Source organism: Citrobacter werkmanii (genome assembly GCF_008693645.1).
GTDB lineage: Bacteria > Pseudomonadota > Gammaproteobacteria > Enterobacterales > Enterobacteriaceae > Citrobacter > Citrobacter werkmanii.
On the sequence record NZ_CP044101.1, the window covers coordinates 2,081,489 to 2,098,439 of the forward strand.

17 protein-coding genes and 1 tRNA gene are annotated in these 16,951 nt (G+C 49.2%); 8 read left to right on the top strand and 10 right to left on the bottom strand.

All coding sequences use genetic code 11. From position 1 onward, the window contains the following. Nucleotides 1-8: 8 nt before the first annotated feature. Together FOB24_RS10505 and yccX are read left to right on the top strand one after the other, a co-directional pair. Nucleotides 9-797, top strand: a complete 789-nt coding sequence (locus FOB24_RS10505) for an AraC family transcriptional regulator (protein ID WP_038639456.1) — start codon at nt 9-11, stop codon at nt 795-797. Nucleotides 798-842: 45 nt separating this feature from the next. Then, nucleotides 843-1,124: an acylphosphatase gene (gene yccX, locus FOB24_RS10510; protein WP_085048613.1), complete on the top strand. Its 282-nt coding sequence runs from the start codon at nt 843-845 to the stop codon at nt 1,122-1,124. On the opposite strand, the gene tusE is transcribed toward yccX, so the two are convergent. From tusE to FOB24_RS10540, 6 genes are all read right to left on the bottom strand, one after another. Next, nucleotides 1,121-1,450 (bottom strand): sulfurtransferase TusE, encoded by a 330-nt coding sequence (tusE, locus tag FOB24_RS10515; RefSeq protein ID WP_038639458.1) that lies wholly within the window; start codon nt 1,448-1,450, stop codon nt 1,121-1,123. The two genes, yccX and tusE, sit on opposite strands and share 4 nt — an antisense overlap. Nucleotides 1,451-1,519: 69 nt before the next feature. Next, nucleotides 1,520-2,071: a LuxR C-terminal-related transcriptional regulator gene (locus tag FOB24_RS10520; RefSeq protein ID WP_150344874.1), complete on the bottom strand. Its 552-nt coding sequence runs from the start codon at nt 2,069-2,071 to the stop codon at nt 1,520-1,522. Nucleotides 2,072-2,081: 10 nt separating this feature from the next. Next, complete coding sequence (locus tag FOB24_RS10525; protein WP_150344875.1) at nt 2,082-3,239, bottom strand: CfaE/CblD family pilus tip adhesin; 1,158 nt, start codon at nt 3,237-3,239, stop codon at nt 2,082-2,084. A gap of 1 nt (nt 3,240) precedes the next feature. Next, on the bottom strand, nt 3,241-5,958 hold the full coding sequence (locus tag FOB24_RS10530; protein ID WP_150344876.1) for a TcfC E-set like domain-containing protein: 2,718 nt from the start codon (nt 5,956-5,958) through the stop codon (nt 3,241-3,243). 72 nt (nt 5,959-6,030) lie between these two features. Further along, nucleotides 6,031-6,537 (bottom strand): CS1 type fimbrial major subunit, encoded by a 507-nt coding sequence (locus FOB24_RS10535; protein ID WP_069323274.1) that lies wholly within the window; start codon nt 6,535-6,537, stop codon nt 6,031-6,033. A 74-nt stretch (nt 6,538-6,611) separates the two neighbouring features. After that, nucleotides 6,612-7,355, bottom strand: a complete 744-nt coding sequence (locus FOB24_RS10540; RefSeq protein WP_190971853.1) for a fimbrial protein — start codon at nt 7,353-7,355, stop codon at nt 6,612-6,614. A 308-nt stretch (nt 7,356-7,663) separates the two neighbouring features. Here FOB24_RS10540 and FOB24_RS10545 point away from each other — a divergent pair, with 308 nt between their 5' ends. Next, complete coding sequence (locus FOB24_RS10545; protein WP_085048587.1) at nt 7,664-8,419, top strand: winged helix-turn-helix domain-containing protein; 756 nt, start codon at nt 7,664-7,666, stop codon at nt 8,417-8,419. After that, nucleotides 8,416-8,892 (top strand): hypothetical protein, encoded by a 477-nt coding sequence (locus FOB24_RS10550; protein WP_038639481.1) that lies wholly within the window; start codon nt 8,416-8,418, stop codon nt 8,890-8,892. Before FOB24_RS10545 ends, FOB24_RS10550 begins: the two co-directional genes overlap by 4 nt. A 56-nt stretch (nt 8,893-8,948) precedes the next feature. Here the strand turns inward: FOB24_RS10550 and yccA are convergent, their stop codons facing one another. Next, nucleotides 8,949-9,608: an FtsH protease modulator YccA gene (gene yccA, locus FOB24_RS10555; protein ID WP_003035917.1), complete on the bottom strand. Its 660-nt coding sequence runs from the start codon at nt 9,606-9,608 to the stop codon at nt 8,949-8,951. A 269-nt stretch (nt 9,609-9,877) separates the two neighbouring features. On the opposite strand from yccA, the gene FOB24_RS10560 reads away from it, so the two are divergent. After that, nucleotides 9,878-11,506, top strand: coding sequence for an ABC transporter substrate-binding protein (locus tag FOB24_RS10560; protein ID WP_150344878.1), 1,629 nt, complete (start codon nt 9,878-9,880; stop codon nt 11,504-11,506). 142 nt (nt 11,507-11,648) lie between these two features. Further along, nucleotides 11,649-11,736, top strand: a tRNA-Ser gene (locus FOB24_RS10565). 246 nt (nt 11,737-11,982) lie between these two features. Here FOB24_RS10565 and FOB24_RS10570 read toward each other — a convergent pair. From FOB24_RS10570 to FOB24_RS10580, 3 genes are read right to left on the bottom strand one after another with little or no spacing between them, the layout of a single operon-like run. Further along, entirely contained in the window at nt 11,983-13,425 is a 1,443-nt protein-coding gene (locus tag FOB24_RS10570; RefSeq protein ID WP_150344879.1) for a glucosyltransferase domain-containing protein, read from the bottom strand. A gap of 1 nt (nt 13,426) precedes the next feature. Further along, entirely contained in the window at nt 13,427-14,350 is a 924-nt protein-coding gene (locus FOB24_RS10575; protein WP_087857513.1) for a glycosyltransferase family 2 protein, read from the bottom strand. Next, nucleotides 14,347-14,709: a GtrA family protein gene (locus FOB24_RS10580; RefSeq protein ID WP_038639494.1), complete on the bottom strand. Its 363-nt coding sequence runs from the start codon at nt 14,707-14,709 to the stop codon at nt 14,347-14,349. The genes FOB24_RS10575 and FOB24_RS10580 overlap by 4 nt, the downstream gene beginning before the upstream one ends. Nucleotides 14,710-14,980: 271 nt before the next feature. Here FOB24_RS10580 and deoD point away from each other — a divergent pair, with 271 nt between their 5' ends. Both deoD and tsgA read left to right on the top strand, forming a co-directional pair. Further along, nucleotides 14,981-15,688, top strand: coding sequence for a purine-nucleoside phosphorylase (gene deoD, locus FOB24_RS10590; protein WP_150344881.1), 708 nt, complete (start codon nt 14,981-14,983; stop codon nt 15,686-15,688). A 38-nt stretch (nt 15,689-15,726) separates the two neighbouring features. Continuing rightward, nucleotides 15,727-16,881: an MFS transporter TsgA gene (gene tsgA / locus FOB24_RS10595; protein ID WP_038639500.1), complete on the top strand. Its 1,155-nt coding sequence runs from the start codon at nt 15,727-15,729 to the stop codon at nt 16,879-16,881. Nucleotides 16,882-16,951: the final 70 nt, after the last annotated feature.

Consider the following 16,951-nt stretch of genomic DNA (forward strand, 5'->3'; position numbering starts at 1 on the left):
ATAAACTGGTGCAGGATGTCCATTTTCGCCATAACAACCTTACCACCGCTGAGGTGCGTTCCGGCCATCTGCACCGCCTGCACCAGGTTAAACTGTTTTCTGCTGCTATTTGCCATATTACGCAGGGAAGTAAGGTCATTATTCAGGATGACAATCGTCTGGTTGCAGGGCCGGGTGAGCTGATTATCATCCCGGCGAATACGCCTCTGGAGATTATTAATCAGCCGGAGCAGGGAGCATTTCGCTCGGATTTGCTGTTGCTGTCGGCGAGCATCATTAGCACGTTTAAAAATAACTGGGTCAAGGATTTCCCTCCGGCAAAATTGACGTCGCTATGCACGCCCATGAGTAACGGACTGGCATTTATGTGGGAAAGCCTGCTGGACGCTGTACGCCAGGACTTACCTGCAAAATTGCAGGAGCATCAGGCGATGGGATTATTGCTGGCGCTACTGCATGATGGTGTGGCGGGGCCTCTGCTTATCGAGCGACGGTTTAATCTGACTGAACAGGTGCGACAACTTATTATGTTATCCCCTGCTAAGCTATGGACAGCTCAGGAGATTGCCGGTCACTTGTCCATCGGTACTTCAACATTACGCCGACGATTACAGATGGAATCGCAGAGTTACCGGCAGATAGTCGAAGAGGTGCGCATGTCCTGTGCGCTCTCTCAACTACAATCGACCACGCTGCCGATTGGCGAAATTGCGTTACGCTGTGGCTATCTGTCAGGCTCACGATTTACCGCAAGATTCCGCCAGCATTACGGATGCCTGCCGAAACAGGTGCGCTGAGGCCTTGTAACTGTTCCTTCATTTATGTTGATTAGGAGAACCGCAATGTCGAAAGTCTGCATAATCGCCTGGGTCTATGGTCGGGTTCAGGGGGTAGGATTTCGCTACACCACGCAGCATGAAGCGCAACGACTGGGATTGACCGGATACGCTAAAAATATGGATGATGGCAGCGTAGAGGTTGTCGCCTGCGGCGAAAGCGAGCGGGTGGAACAGCTAATGAAGTGGTTAAAAGCCGGAGGCCCGAGCAGCGCCAGGGTAGAACGGGTTCTCAGTGAACCACACCGCCCTGGCGACGAGCTAAAGGGATTTAGTATCCGCTATTAAATACATTTGACCGGTTTCGGCAGGCCGGCAATTTTAGTCGCCTGCTTGGCCGGACCTTTTGGGAACAGACGGTAAAGATAACGGCTGTTGCCTTTCTCTTCGCCAAACTTGTTGGCCATCGCTTTTACCAGCATGCGGATAGCGGGGGAAGTATTAAACTCCAGATAAAACTCGCGTACGAAACGCACCACTTCCCAGTGTTCAGGGGAGAGGTCGATACCTTCGTTTTCGGCGATTTTCTCCGCCAGCGGCTCGCTCCACAGCGTGGTATCTTTCAGATAGCCTTCGCTATCGGTCTCAATTTCCTGGCCTGCAAAAATGAACATAGTGCTCTGTCGATAAAGTAAAAACCGCCCCTAGTCTAGCAAATAAGGGGCGGCGTGAGAAACCTTGCCCTACAGAAGAAGCTGTAGCAGATTGTTGGCATTAAGCTTCTTCAGCGCGTTACATTTATACGTCGATACCTGCTTTTCGCTAATCTGCGTCATATGTGCAACATGTTTTACCGATTGTCCGTTAACCAGCCTGTCGAGAACATTGAACTCCATGCCTGTCAGACAACAGTTCAGGCTGCGTACCCGACGGGGCTCTTTTGCGAACATATACGCCGCATCCACGACGGCAAGTCGGTCATCAATGATATACAAGATCAGCGTGGTAAAACGCTTTCGCAAATGCGTTGCCAGTGCCCAGCCTTTTTCATTGCACACCAGATAAACGCTTCCCTCCCAGCACCTGGCCTCCAGTTGCAGCAGAATGTCGACCAGCGCCAGATGCGTTCTCGTGACGGAAAAGCGGCAACGTACAACGAGGGTGTCGCAGGCCAGCAGCGAACGACGCCACTTTACCGTGCCGCACTTCACCTGAGTGGGCGCGTTACGACGCAGAAGGGCATAGCGCAACCCTTCGGCATAAAAACGATTATTATCAAGAATGACGTAATTCACGGCGGCCTCTTTATAACGTACTGGGCGTGTAAATAATGCGTAGCGTACCGGTGTAATCCCCGGCATTTTTGCTGCTGGCGGCAAAGGCAGGCGTTTTCAGGATAATAGGGGCGGGTACGCACAGTACGCCCTCGCGCCCGCCGGGCAGCACGACCTGACGCAGATACTGTGGATCGTTGGTGCCTTGCCAGACCACGGTTTTACCGTTAGCGACAGTTTCGGTTGCGCCAGTGATGGGATTGGTGACAAGGACCTGATAGTCGAGACGATCCCGCGCATCGGTCTGACTTCCGCCACGTCGCCGGATTGAAAACGCGCCTTCGGTACGGCCTGAAGCGTTGAGCTCGTTGTCCTCAAACCGCAGATAAGTGCGAGTGCTGGTACTGTTTTTTCCGTCGTACAAGCACATATCCAGCGTGTTTTCCCCCTGGATCTCGCTGCCGCCGGGCCGCCCCGGGAAGTTGGTCAGGTTGAGGTTAACGATAGGCGTTGAGTGTGGAAATGCGGGCAGATAAATCTGCTGATTACCCGGATCGACCACCTCAATGCGAATATTTGCCTGCCAGTTGGCGATGGTGAGATAGCCAGGACATCCGACATTCACGTCATTGTAGTCGCCGCTACAGTCGGCGCTCCCCCATTGACGCAGGTTCTGCTTCAGCGTGGCGGTCCAGATACCCGGTAGAGTGAGCTTATCCAGTTCGCTTTTCACAATATAGAAATCGAAATAGGGCTCTCTGTTCCATTCCGCAATAACTTTTGTCCCTCCCGCGACAAAACTGGCAAAGGTAAAGACTTTGTTACTGATAAACAGGTAGTGATCGCCATACACCTTGATATCTACCGTTTTGCGGGTAAGGGCATGTGTAAAACGTAAATTGATGGCATAAGGCGCGGCCGGGTTCGCCGAGAACCACACCGGGGCGGTCATACAGGCGCCATAGGTGGTATCGGTACGGGATAAGCAGGTCAAGGTATTGCGTCCCCACTTTTGCGGATCGGCGGCATCATAGCCACTTGGTTCATGAAGCCAGATATCGAAACGCGCGGGTGGTGCCATGCGATCGTAGCTTATACCGACGCTGGAGTTTCTTCCGGCCGGGGCGCCGGCCAGCGTCTGGCCAGCCCACAGGAGCAGGAAAAGTAAAATAATAAGGCTTTTGTTCACATCATTTCCCTTTAGTGAGGTTGTCTGCGTTCATGGCAGTCGGGCCGGTCGGCACGCTACGTCCGGCGAGCATTAGCTGCGCCTGTTGCTGGACCGTATCCGGCAGGGCAGAGAAGGTTAATTCCCGGCAAGGGATCGACCCGACATAACGCACGACGTCGCGCATACTCTTCACGTTTAGCGCGCACTGATAAAACTGCTGCTGACGCACCAGGTAGAGGTTATGCAGCAGAGCGTTGCTTTGGGCGCTAAACCCGCCGTTGCCAAGGTCGCTCCAGCCGTTTACGTTCAGGGGCACGCCGCCAATAAACGGCGAATGTTGTTCGTCGGTTAACTGGCCGAGCCATGTGTAGCTTGCGGTGGTTTGCACGTGCCGACGGAGCAGTTTGCCTGGCACCATAAACAATGTTCTGCTGCCGGAACCTTGTGTGATTTCACTGCTGGCACCTCGGGAGACATCCAGCGATTCGTTAATCGTCAACGTCGTCTGCTGATAGCCAGGCACGGCGAAGAGGGCGCGGCTATTGCCTGGGATATCTGCGCTGCCGCCGTTATCCAGCGACACAGCGACGCGCGGATCCTGGGAATCTTCCGGCGTGGCAACGTTAACCGCGATGGCTGAAGCAGGGCGTCCGTCGCTCCAACGGCCCAGCCACAGGCCAGAGCGAGATAGCGCGAGCGTTGAACTGTAATTGCCGCTGCTGCTCAGAGTATGACGCCCATCCTGACGATCCCAGGCGTCGCTGACGGTCAGACTACCGTTGCCATAGCGTCCGCCCTGGCGCGTATAGGCAGAGGCATTGAGCGAATCGCTGTTAATGCCTGACGCGCTCAGTCCATACTCATTTTCACCACGTGCATCGGCATACCAGTTGTGCGCCACGTTGTAGCTCAGTTGGTTTTTTTCATGCTGCTGGTGCTGCCACGTCGCGCCAAGCGAGGTATAACTCGTCGCATCGCCCTGACGGTTATGCGCCATTGACAGGCTTACGCTCAGGTAGCCGCCTTTATCCCTACCTGCGCGGGAGTCATCGTTTCGCATGAAAAGGTTAATGCTGCTGTTGATGTTCAGGCCGCGAGCGTTGAAAGCTGTACTTAAGCCGCCCTGCCAGGCCCGCGTGCGCGAGCGGGTCATATAAACCGACTCCCATGGCAAGCCCGCATCGTGGCGATCGTCACTGTCCGGGAGTTCCCGACGAGCAACGTAACGTCCTTCGTTGCGGTTATCTGAATACCCCAGACTCGCGTACCAGGTGCCGACAGGGACGGAGAACATGACCGACAGGCTTCGGTAACAGCCATTCACGGCGTCAAACCCTGCGCTTCGGGTATTGCAGTTTTCTGCGGATAACGCGTTGCGATAGAAGCTCAGTGAAAAACCGTCGTTATAGCTGATTTGCTGAATATTGCCGCGTTGACCTTCGCTGCCGTATAGGTAGCTAAAGCGGGTACTTAGCACGCCATCGATCGGGCCGGTGTTGAAACCACGGCTCCAGTCGAGCGCATTTTCCAGAAAACGCTGGTTTTTTTTTATTGTTGCGCCGCTGGTCAGCGCCAGCGTCGGAGTGACAGGCAGGCGGATGCCCGCTTGCGCGACCGCGCTGCGTTCGTCGTTTTGATCGTTATTGTCAGTTTCGCCTGCCTGCAGGAACCACTCGACGCGATCGAAAGGTGTAATGCCGGTTCGGGTAAACGGTACCTGCTCGGTGCGCGTCAGCCGGTTATTTTCATAGACGGACAACGTCACGGTATAGCTCCCGTCCGGGAACGAACGGGTGTCCAGGGTCTGCGCCCCGGCATTCAGATAAAAACTGGCCAGCAGTTGATTACCCCGGCGGGCGTCAATACGCGCATCATGAGAAAGCAATACGGTGATAGGCGTACCCTTTGACTGCTGAACCGGATTGATCCATGCCCTTGTTGAGCCTGTGCGCAAGCCGCGAATTTTACCCAGCGGCAGTTGGCTGAGATTGATATTCCCGCCGGCATTGCTGAACAGATCGCGAGTGTCCATCTCGCCCAACTGAACATAGTATTGGCGCCAGATATCCTGACGAAACCAGGCATTGTTGACGGTTATCTCCTGTTGCTGCTGGTGCTTCGAACGTTGCCCCATCCAGGTCCAGTCGAGGTTAAAGTAGCCGTCCTGGGTGAGTGCCAGCGCGCCATTGCCCTGAACGGTGGCTGACTGGTAATCCCTGTCGGCAACAAAATTGATATTCTGCTGATGGATTAACGCATTCTCGGTGTCCTGCGTGGGCTGATACCACTGGCTTTCAGTGGTTTGTTTAGGCAGAAATTTCTTGTCGAAAAAAAGATTAATACGGGCGTTATTTTCATCATAGATAATGGCCGCGCGCTGGGTATCAAGGTAATCGCATCCCGTTGCGGAGCCATTGCTGCTGCATGCCAGATTGCCGTTACGGGCCAGTGGAACGGCCAGGGCTGCCGACACGGTGGCAACGAGGGCAGGATCGTCATTAAACTGCCGTTTGATGGCCGTGACCACGGTTTCAGGCGCGACAAAACTTACTGTTTCAAGCGTGATATCCGTTTCAAAAAGGCCAAGCGACTCGCCATAGAGATTGACTTCTGTCCACAGGCGCTGTGTTTTCGCCAGATCTTCAAAACCTGCCGGGACGGCCATCTCTGCGCAGGCGAGTTGGATGGATGCGGGTAACAAAGCAACTAAGAGGAGAGTATTTCTGTGAAACGCCATGACCGAGCCTCGACATCATCCTGACGTCAGAGGGTGGGCACCCTCTGACGTTATTCCTTAGGTACTGTGGTGTTACGCACCGCCTTCCGTGGTTGTCGCCTGCGTCAGCATCAGGCTGACAACGCCGCTGTACTGACCGGTTTTCAGAATGCCTTTGGTGGTTTGCGAAATGGTCAGCGGCAGTACTGCGGAACCGTTTTCAATGCTGCCAGGGAACAGTTCAGTTCCGGTAAATTCAGCATCGGTGGTAGACAGTGTTTTATCACCCAGAATGACCGTCATCGGTACAATCTGGTCACCATCCGTGTTGGTGAGTTTTGCCGCACTAACGAGGCGCACTTTGACGTTGCTGGTGGCGGAGTTAGACCACACCTTGGTGTTAAGACGGTAGCTTTCCAGACCACGACCAGGCAGGTACTGCATATCGATGCTGGCCGGCAGCGGCGTGTTATCGGCCTGGGTCATATCCAACTGTGAGTCAACGCTGGCGTTAACGGTAATATCTTTTTGAATTGCCAGCGCGCTAAAGGACGAGGTCATCGCGGCAACGATCATCAGAGGTTTAATATACTTACGCATTGATATCTCCATATTTACAAATGAGCACCTTGGCTCTTTCAACGAACTACGTGGGTTTTTACTGTGATGTCGTGTTATTGCACGACGGGTAAGTCAGCTTCTTCAGCGGTTTTATTTACCCAGTTGAAGTAGCGGAATTTATATTTCTGGCCATGGCTCATTGTGAGTGTTTTTAATTTCCGTTCAGTGTCCGGATAAATCGTCGCGTCTTCTTTTATCCATTTACACGATGAATTTGCATCACAAATACCAATCTCTCTGAGCGGTACACGCAGCGTGCCATTGTTTTTTAACGTCCCGCGGCGAGGGTCGAACGACAGTGAAATTACGTTTTCTTCTGGAGCAATATGGACCAGTGCGCCCCAAATCACGTTGACGCCCAATGTCGCCATCGCGGCAGGGCTTTCTGCCTTGCCCGGAATAATGCTGTCTGGTTGTTTTACCCCTTCAAAATAGACGCGCCAGGTGGTCTCTTTTTTCGGAGGCATAAGCGATATCAACCGAACTACGCGCATCGCGCCGGCCGCGAGGGCAAATTTTTCGGGCGTAACCACCACGCCATCTTCTTTCCATGACGCCACGTCAATTTCTTTTTCCTGAGCCGTGCCGGGATTAAGAATTTTCTTTTGCCTCACCCGAATGAACTGAATATCATCCGTTTTTGAAGCCACCTTAATTTGCGCCGCACCGGAACTGTCTACATTCAGTTCCATGGGATACACGCTCATATTGGCCATTGTCATTTCTGAGAAAAATGGCAATGACAGCGCGGCGACATAAAAGGCGGTTATCATGCTCACTCTTTTTTTCTGTTTCACAATCAGTCTGCCTGCTCTGAGTTTAAAGGCGGCGCGTTAACACCAGGACACCGTCTGCTTTCGTATCGCTTCAGGGCAGGGAAACTTTAACCAGAACAGCGGTTTGTGAAAATTTGTATTAGTTAACTCGTTATATACAGTTTTTTATCCTGCTTTTTTGGCTTTAAGGTTGTATAGTTAAGCGAAAATACCGCGGCCAAGGATGGGAAGAAAATTCCTTCTGATGAAAAAACAAGCAGATCAGGAGGTGGTTTTCATGTCGATGTACCAGGGAATAAAAAGCATGCGGTTACAGCCGAGAATAAAAGATGTTTTTTATATGCAATAATTCGTTGTTATTTGATCCTGAAGCACATGCAATAAGCCTTGTTGGACAACCTGAGACTGTATTAACACTTTCGGCGCCAGCCGTTCGTCTTTTACAGGAATTTATTAAACACCGAGGACGCGACCTGAGCCGGGAGGAATTGATCACTCGCGTATGGGAAGAGTTTGGCTTTACGCCATCCGGAAATAATCTTAATAAAGCGGTAAGCGAACTGCGTAAAAGCTTCCAGTCTCTGGGAGAGGGGCACGAATTTATCGTCACTGTCCCGCGCTATGGATTCCGTTTTGATGCCGATGTGATTTTTCAGCCTGGTGAGAACATTCAAACCGCTGAGCCGCAATCCCCTTCCATGCAACCAGACATACAGCCCCGGCGCACTTACCTGAAAAGGTGGTTGATTATAGCGACATTGATCGTCGCAGCGTTGGGGGCGGGCATTTACCTTAGCCGTCCGCAGGAGATAACCGTTCCGGCGAAATTAAAGCCGGTCGAGGAAAAAATCGCACGTTGTAGTGTCTGGATTATCAACGATCATGGACGACCGTTAGTGCTCTCGAAATTAGCTGAGCGACTGGAGGCCAATAACGTGGCTTGTGAGCGCGAGGAGTACGATATTTATTATTTCAGCGCTCGTTTTTCGCTCGCCACCGCCGATGAAATGTTCATCGGTGCCTGCCCGGTCAGTAAAACCAGCCTGTGCAAGACTATTCGCTATAAAAGTGGGGCCGAAAAATGAAAATAAGGCTTCTTTTTGGATTGGGCGGTGCTGTGGTTGGCGGCGCGCTGGCGCTTTTCTACTATTGCGGCGCGGTCGGCAAAAGCGATGTGCTGGCCTGCAGCACTGAATTTAACTTTACGCGCAATGAGGGAAAAACAAGTGAAGTGAAGGTCAATACCATTGCCCAGTTCTATTTTCATCGGGACGGTACAGGCTTGACCACCTACAAAGGTGCGGCAAGAGCTGGGGGGCAAAATTTGATTATTGACAGGGATGTAGACTTTACGTGGGAGCGGCGGGACGATGACAACGTCATTGTATTGAGTTACACCAAAACCTGGCGTCGACACAATGACAATACCCCCGATGCCCAGTGGGGAAGCTTCGCCTGGCCGACCGCTCGCTACTACCTGACGATTTCTGAACTTTCACCCGCCGTGTGGCTGATTCAGGACCGGCGTTATCCTACCTATATCTGCCGGAGTGAATAAGGTATAAAAAAAGAGAATGCCATTGGCATTCTCTTTTTTCGTATCAGTGATGCTGCTTAATCGCGGCTGGCGAAGCCCAGAATGCTCAGCAGGCTGACGAAGATATTGTACAGCGAAACGTACAGGCTAACAGTGGCGCGGATGTAGTTGGTTTCACCGCCACGGATGATATTGCTGGTTTCAAACAGGATTGCGCCTGAAGAAATCAGAATAAACACCGCGCTGATCGCCAGATGCAGTGCCGGCAGTTGCAGGAAGATATTCGCAACCATACCGATCAGCACAACCACGATACCTGCCATCAGCATCCCGCCGAGGAAGGACATATCTTTCCGTGTGGTCAGCACATACGCAGAGCAACTGAAGAAGACCAGCGCCGTACCACCCAGCGCCATGCCGATAACGTCACCCATCCCTGCAGACAGGTAGGTATTCAGAATTGGCCCCAGAATGTAGCCCAGGAAGCCGGTAAAAGCGAAAGCTGACAGAATACCAACGGGTTTATCCGCCGTTTTATAGGTCAGGAACATCAGACCATACATACCCACCAGCGTCAGGATCAGTCCCGGAGAAGGCAGCATCAGCACCGTACTGGCGGTCGCAGTGATCGCCGAAAACGCCAGCGTCAGGCTGAGCAGGAAATAGGTGTTGCGCAGCACCTTATGTGTGCTGAGTAGCGATGTACGATCGCGCGAAGAACTAATAATACGATCCATGAGTCACTCTCTTATGACAGATGTAATTAATGATGAAGGATAATGAAATCAAGGGGAATGACACAGCGGTTTTACCCATCTTTACGCAGTTTAACCCGCCAGGCTTAAGCATATTATTTCAGCAAAAGCTCCCGAATCAGATGTTAGCACTGTATGTGTAAAAATGCCTGTTAGATATCGGCCAGGTTACTGAAAAATATTGCGTAATTCCCGTTTCTCTCTGACAGTGACAGCGGTGTCATCATAAACAGAGCAATAAGGTAAAGGGAATGACTCAAGATAAAACGAAGAGATTTACATTTACGCTGTTGGCTGTCTGTTTGATGTCGGTAAACGGCGCGGCGAGGGCGGCAAATGTTCCGGCAGGAACAGTACTTGCAGAAAAACAGGAACTGGTCAGAAATAACGGCAGCGAACCGGCGTCGTTGGATCCGCATAAAGTCGAAAGCAACGTGGAGTTTAATTTAATCAGCGATATGTTCGACGGACTGGTAGCGGTTAAGCCGGATGGGTCTATTGAACCCCGTCTTGCCGCCTCCTGGGAGAATAAAGGTAACACCGTCTGGACCGTTCATTTACGTCCGGGCATAACCTGGTCGGATGGATCGGCTATCACCGCACAGGATGTCGTCTGGAGCTGGCAGCGCCTGGTCTCGCCGCAAACGGCTTCACCATATGCCTCGTATCTGGGCAATATGCACGTGGCGAACGCGGTCGATATTGCTCAGGGTAACAAAGATCCCGCTACGCTAGGGGTCAAGGCCCTGGATGATACCACGCTGGAAATTACCTTAACGCAACCGACGGCGGCATTTTTGGCGATGCTGGCGCACCCGTCGTTGGTCCCGCTCGATAAAGTGCTGATTGGCCGTTTTGGCGATAAGTGGACCCGCCCAGAGCATATTGTCAGCAGCGGAGCGTACAAATTATCGCAGTGGGTGGTCAATGAGCGCATCGTTGCCGAGCGTAACCCGCATTACTGGGACGATCGGCACACGGTCATTAATAAAGTCACTTACCTGCCTATTAGTTCAGAGTCTGCTGACGTGAACCGCTATAAGGCGGGTGAGATTGACATTGTGTATAGCGTACCGGTCAATCAGTTTGCACAGTTGAAAAAGACCATGGGCGATGAACTCCATGTCTCGCCTCAGCTTTCAACCTATTACTATCAGTTCAATACGACCAGAGCGCCCTTTAATGACCCGCGCGTGCGTCGTGCGCTGAATATGGCGTTGGATAAAGACATCATTGCGCAAAAGGTGATGGGCCAGGGGCAACGTGCGGCGTGGGTTATCAGCCAGCCTGAAATAGGTGGGGTACAACTGCATGCGCCAGAGTATGCGTCGTGGCCACTCGACAAACGCATTGCTGAAGCTAAAAAACTGCTCACGGAGGCCGGGTATGGTCCTGACCATCCGCTAAGCTTAAATCTGCTCTACAACACCTTCGAAACGCACCAGCGTATTGCGATTGCCGCATCGTCAATGTGGAAGAAAAATCTTGGCGTTGAGGTGAAGCTGCAAAATCAGGAATGGAAAACCATGCTGGATACTATGCACACCGGTAATTTTGACATTGTGCGCTATGCGTGGATAGCCGACTATGACGATGCCTCTAGTTTCCTCAATATTTTCCGCACCGGGGACAGTGAGAATACCACCGGGTACAGTAGCCCCGCCTTTGATGAAGCGATGCATAATGCAGCGAAAGCAAGTTCACTGGAAGAGCGAGGTAAAGACTACCAGCAGGCTGAAGATCTGTTAGGTGAGGATGTACCTGCTATTCCGATTTATCACTATGTTCGCACTCATCTGGTGAAGCCGTGGGTAGGAGGATTTGCGCCGGATAACCGCGGAAATTACTACACCAAAGATATGTACATCAAAAAACATTAAGCGTGGTAGCCGCTACTTGTGCTGAATAAATGGCCAATTTGTTTTTATTTCAGTCGATTAACACTATTTTGGCTGTTTTTCAGGCAAACGAACACATTGGTACTTTACAGGTCCGTTCGGGATGTTTATAGTGCGCCTCATTGGAAGCGTGGCCGAGCGGTTGAAGGCACCGGTCTTGAAAACCGGCGACCCGAAAGGGTTCTAGAGTTCGAATCTCTACGCTTCCGCCAAACATGAAAAGGGGTTACCGAAAGGTAACCCCTTTTTGCTTATAAGGGAAATGCGAAAACTGTTACTGTGAGAGTTGGTAATGTTACGTCGCCTGGAATTGGTAACTGAAGGGCATAACCGAGTAACCATCATACTTACCACTTCAGCCCAGGCGAGCTCTGGGTAACTTCTTTTTCGCTGGATATGATTGCTGCTGACTCTTCGAAAATAAAGCCCTCAACATTAAGTGTGAGGGCTGGTAATAATTAATTGTTATATTTTCCTAAAAACACGATGGCGTTATTGTCCGAAATGAATAATGTATAATATTCATTTGATGATACCGGCTTAATACCTTTTTTTATCATATCAGATAGTCTATTTTTGTTTTCTTGCTCATCCCCATAACCATGAAGGGTTTGCGTGAACCCTTTGTTGACCAATTGATATGACGCTAAAAACTCAGTGGCGGGAAAAACGAAATAGCCTATAAGTGGTTTATTATCTATTAATAATTTTGCTCTTTCATTTTTATTCAATTGGCCTACAGTACCAATGGAAGCGATGTCTTTATGAGTGGCAATGTCTTGCGCAATCATGTTAAAAACAAAATCTTCATATTCTTGTTGTGACTTCATAGCGTTGCTTAATTGAGCGCTAAAAGCAAGCGAAGCAATGACTGGGATCAGTGCAGCGTATTTAAAACGAGGAGCGAAACGCATAATCGGTATAGCAATTATAACCAGTATAACTGAAAACGAGACTAAAGTACGGGGAAGTACTGGTGCGTCCTGAAGTAATAATGTTGGTCCCATAAGTGAAATAATGAATATTAAAAAGGAGATAGCGCCATACAAAATAAATGTTGCTATTTGCTTAATATTAGTACGGTAAGCAATGAGCATAAACACGCAACTGATAAGTATTGGGATTGCGAAGTAAATGTAAACCGGGTGATAGAGATAAGAAAGAACCATTTCTTTTAAGGCAATTAATGTTTTGGCCAGATGCTCCAATCCACTCTGGTCTGGATGTATTAATTCTGCTCGAGAGTTATTTTTGGGCGAAAAGAAAAGCATATAGATAAGAAAAAATGATACGAATAAAATTGTTTTCTTGCATAAGAAAAATATCGATTCCTTGATCTTTATATCTTTTTTTGTTGCGATGATGATTACATCAATTGCAAGCAAGCCAATAAAAATATTGGCACATGGTTGATATAAGGTTAAAGATAATACGCCAGTTACTAATTTTGTTGCAATCTCTATCCTCTGGTTTTTATTTTTATAGGTATATGCAATCACCGCAAGGAAAAAGGCAATCGACATTCCGAGACTATCATATCTGTACGCAATATTCTGCAAAATGAATGGATTGAATATTAAAAGTGCTGCCACCATGTTTGCGTTCGAAATGTCTGATTTAGACAGGTGCTTACTGAGCGCAAGCGAAGATGCACCTAAGAAAATACATGATGCGAGCATTGTATAAGGAAACAGGTCAAGATTATAGTGCCCACTGGCAGAAAAAAACCTTGTTAAAATATCTGCAAAAGGTCGACCTAAACCACGCCAGCCGTAATATCCAGTTATAGATCTATCTAAGTCATCTCTATAATATATGCCTGCCTGGATTAAGGGATAGATAAACAACAGGGCTAATCCTGAGTAAATAAACAATACTTTTTTATCGTATCTGGAGAACATTTTAAATCCTGTCTTGTTTTTTAACTATATAGCGTGGCCGTTGTTTGGTTTCGATGTAGATTCTACCTATGTACTCACCGAGCACACCGATACCAATTAACTGAATCCCACCCAGGAAAAGGATTGAAACAATAATAGATGGGTATCCCGCAACCGGATTTCCCCAAAAAATCTTGTCTATAATCATCCATGCACCGAACAAGAAGGATACGGCGGCTACAAAAAAACCAATGTAGGTCCATATCCGCAATGGAAACGTTGAAAAACTGGTAATACCCTCCAGGGCAAGATTCCACAATTTCCAGCCATTAAATTTTGATTTACCAGCAATGCGTCCTGCTCGTGTGTACTCAACAACATCAATACTGCCACCGACCCAGCTAAGCACACCTTTCATAAAGAGATTACGTTCCGGCATAAGTTTGATGTTATCAACTACATCGCGGGACATAAGTCTAAAGTCACCAACGTTTTCTTCGATCTTCGGATCGCTTATTTTATTGTGTAATTTATAGAACCACTCAGCGGTTTTACGCTTCAGTTTTCCATCCGTGGAGCGGTCTGCACGCTTTGCCAGCACAATATCTGCGCCCGCAAGCCACTTATCGACCATCAATGGAATTATTTCGATTGGATCCTGTAGGTCAACATCGATCGGAATAACTGCTTCACCAGAGGAACGCTCAAGGCCTGCAAAAATTGCTGGTTCTTTTCCAAAGTTGCGCGTAAATGAAATGGGGACGACGAGCTTATCAGATACGGCGAGAGCATTAATGATGGATTCTGTAGCGTCTTTGCTACCGTCGTTGATAAACACAATTTCGACATCATATTTTTTTAGTTCTTCATGCCCACGCACCGTGTTGTAGAAAATAGGTATAGTATCTTCTTCATTGAACACCGGCACAATCAGAGAGATTTTCATTTCGGATCCCTAAAAACAATGAACCTTGAGTATAAGAAGCCACATACCAGGCTGATACAGGAGAACTCTATCAACGTTATGAGAGGGGAAATGTTGTAGTGATCGGATACCTGACCAGAGATAAAGCTCAGTAGCCCCATAAATCCAACAAATAGCACATACCCTCGGCTGGTGGCTTTTGCACTAAATGTAAATTTTGCGTTGGCAAAAAATGAAAATGTCACAGCTATCAAAAACGCCACCACGTTGCTCACGGCCTGGTCATTTTTCATGATGTATACCATGATGCCGAACACCGCCCAATGTAATGCCGTGTTTACAATCCCTACGGAAATGTAGCGTGAAAGTAGCTTTATCATAATTAAGAAAGGTCTAATAGAAAGTGTGCGAGTTTAACATTGATGCAAAACGAGAGCGACACCTCGACTTTGACCTTTCGCAGAGGCTTGTTTTGCGATACCTCCGAGCGACTGTGCCGGGGGCGCGGTTTTCCGCTGAGCCACAAGACTGCAACACTAACTCTCAGAAATGAGAGGCCGATCCTCTGAGCAGGACTTTTGTCCTCAATCCCCTGCAAACGTCTGGTTACAATCCCTGCATATTTTCAATACCCATAATTCAGGAATTGTTATGACTGCACATATTAATGCTAAACCGGGTGATTTTGCGCCAACTGTGATTATGCCGGGCGATCCGCTACGCGCGAAATTTATTGCCGAAAACTATTTAATGGATTACCGCGAAGTTACCAATGTGCGCAATATGTTGGGCTATACCGGTCTTTATTTTGGACAACCCGTTTCGGTAATGGGGCACGGAATGGGCATTCCTTCAATGACGCTTTATGCCCATGAGCTGGTACATGACTTTGGTGTGCAGAGAATTATTCGCATCGGTAGCATGGGGGCGACACAACATCATGTCAAAATGCGCGATATTATCCTTGCCGTCGCTGCCGGAACGGATTCCGTTACAAATTTAAAACGTAGCGCGGGCTACGCAATGGCGACGTCTGCGCATTTTCCACTATTACAGCAGGCGTGGATGTTGGCACAAAAGGCCGGAATCGATATTAAGGTCGGTAACGTCTTCAGTGGCGATCTTTATTATGACCCTGACGAAAATTTAATTCCGGCACTGGAAAACTTCGGTGTACTGGGGGTGGATATGGAAGTGGCAGGACTCTATGCCCTGGCGCATCAGTTTAGTATTGAAGCACTGGCTATTTTAACCGTATCCGATCATTGCCTGACAGGAGAAGAAACGACGGCAGAAGAACGACAGTTAACCTTTAAAAATATGATTGAGCTGGCGCTAAATACTGCCGTTACGGCTTAGCCCTGACTTCTAATTGAACCAATCAGAGATGGCATTATATGAAGAATAAAATAGCACTTACGCTGATTAGTTTTCTGGCAAATTTTATAATGGCAGGGTTTGCCAGTCAGTTCGGCATGCTGATTGAACCGATTGCAGTACGCTACAGTGCCGATGTAAATACAGTCGCCTCGATATTTTCGTTACTCAATGGCGGAGCATTAGCCGGGACTATCGCCGCCTTTTTCCTGATAGAAAAAATTGGTGTGAAGCGTATGACGCTCATTATCTACTCGATAGTGTTCCTCTGCGCGCTGGCGATGCACGTAAGCCCCGGCTTATGGCCGGTGATGGTCGCCATGGCCTTAGTGGGATTCTGTGGGGGGATTGGCCTGTGCGTGGCGGGAACGATCGTGGTTTCGGTTTGGCAGGATCGCATTCAGAGCACAATGCTGGTGGTACAGGATGCCACCTTTAACGTGGCGGGCGTGGTTTTTCCGCTGATCACTACCTTTGCCCTGACGCATAATATGTCGTGGAGTTATAGCTACCTTAGCGTTGGCATAGTGGCCTTACTCACGCTGGGGGTTGTGATGCTAACCCGCTTCAATGCCTGTGAAACGGCTCCTGAGGCGGATCGCACAGACGCAGTGAAATCAGAGTGGAATCCTGGGATTATTAGCGGCGGTATAGGTCTGTTTTTAGGCATGCTGGCGCTGTACACCTTCCTCACCTGGGCGCCGTTATTTGTGAAGAACAAGTTTGGTATTCCGTTTGAAGAGGCCGGGAATATTATTACCCAATACTGGGGGGCTGCGCTGGTGGGGGCGTTAGTCTCTACCGTGATTGTTGCCCGGGTGAAGATCCATTATTTTCTGCTCAGTATTATTCTGCTGGCGTGTGTGATTACCACTATTATCGTTACGAAAGAACAGATCTCTGGGCTTGATTATCTTGCCTACAGTTATGGGTTTGTCTGTGCGGCATTGTATAACTCCTTTATTGCTTATGGTGTTTCTTTTGTGAAGCGCGCGAGTAGTCAGAACGTTTCATATATTTTAATTAGTGGTAGTGCCGGGGCCATGTTTAGTCCGGCGATCAGTGCCCTGATGGAAAAAACGATGGGACTGCAGAAAATTATGTATGCAATACCGGTGTTGTATTTAATTATCTTCGTCATGCTGATGGGGACACTCAAACTCAAACGTAAATAAATACAGTAATAACGCTTACCTCCTTAATTAGATAGCCAGCCGCCACACCCTTTATCGGGTGGGGCGACTC

Bases quoted from the DNA above. Each gene is read 5' to 3' on its own strand.
- yccX (WP_085048613.1), top strand. From the start codon at position 843: ATGTCGAAAGTCTGCATAATCGCCTGGGTCTATGGTCGGGTTCAGGGG.
- tusE (WP_038639458.1), bottom strand. From the start codon at position 1,450: ATGTTCATTTTTGCAGGCCAGGAAATTGAGACCGATAGCGAAGGCTAT.
- FOB24_RS10530 (WP_150344876.1), bottom strand. From the start codon at position 5,958: ATGGCGTTTCACAGAAATACTCTCCTCTTAGTTGCTTTGTTACCCGCA.
- FOB24_RS10535 (WP_069323274.1), bottom strand. From the start codon at position 6,537: ATGCGTAAGTATATTAAACCTCTGATGATCGTTGCCGCGATGACCTCG.
- FOB24_RS10545 (WP_085048587.1), top strand. From the start codon at position 7,664: ATGTTTTTTATATGCAATAATTCGTTGTTATTTGATCCTGAAGCACAT.
- FOB24_RS10550 (WP_038639481.1), top strand. From the start codon at position 8,416: ATGAAAATAAGGCTTCTTTTTGGATTGGGCGGTGCTGTGGTTGGCGGC.
- yccA (WP_003035917.1), bottom strand. From the start codon at position 9,608: ATGGATCGTATTATTAGTTCTTCGCGCGATCGTACATCGCTACTCAGC.
- FOB24_RS10560 (WP_150344878.1), top strand. From the start codon at position 9,878: ATGACTCAAGATAAAACGAAGAGATTTACATTTACGCTGTTGGCTGTC.
- FOB24_RS10570 (WP_150344879.1), bottom strand. From the start codon at position 13,425: ATGTTCTCCAGATACGATAAAAAAGTATTGTTTATTTACTCAGGATTA.
- FOB24_RS10575 (WP_087857513.1), bottom strand. From the start codon at position 14,350: ATGAAAATCTCTCTGATTGTGCCGGTGTTCAATGAAGAAGATACTATA.
- FOB24_RS10580 (WP_038639494.1), bottom strand. From the start codon at position 14,709: ATGATAAAGCTACTTTCACGCTACATTTCCGTAGGGATTGTAAACACG.
- deoD (WP_150344881.1), top strand. From the start codon at position 14,981: ATGACTGCACATATTAATGCTAAACCGGGTGATTTTGCGCCAACTGTG.
- tsgA (WP_038639500.1), top strand. From the start codon at position 15,727: ATGAAGAATAAAATAGCACTTACGCTGATTAGTTTTCTGGCAAATTTT.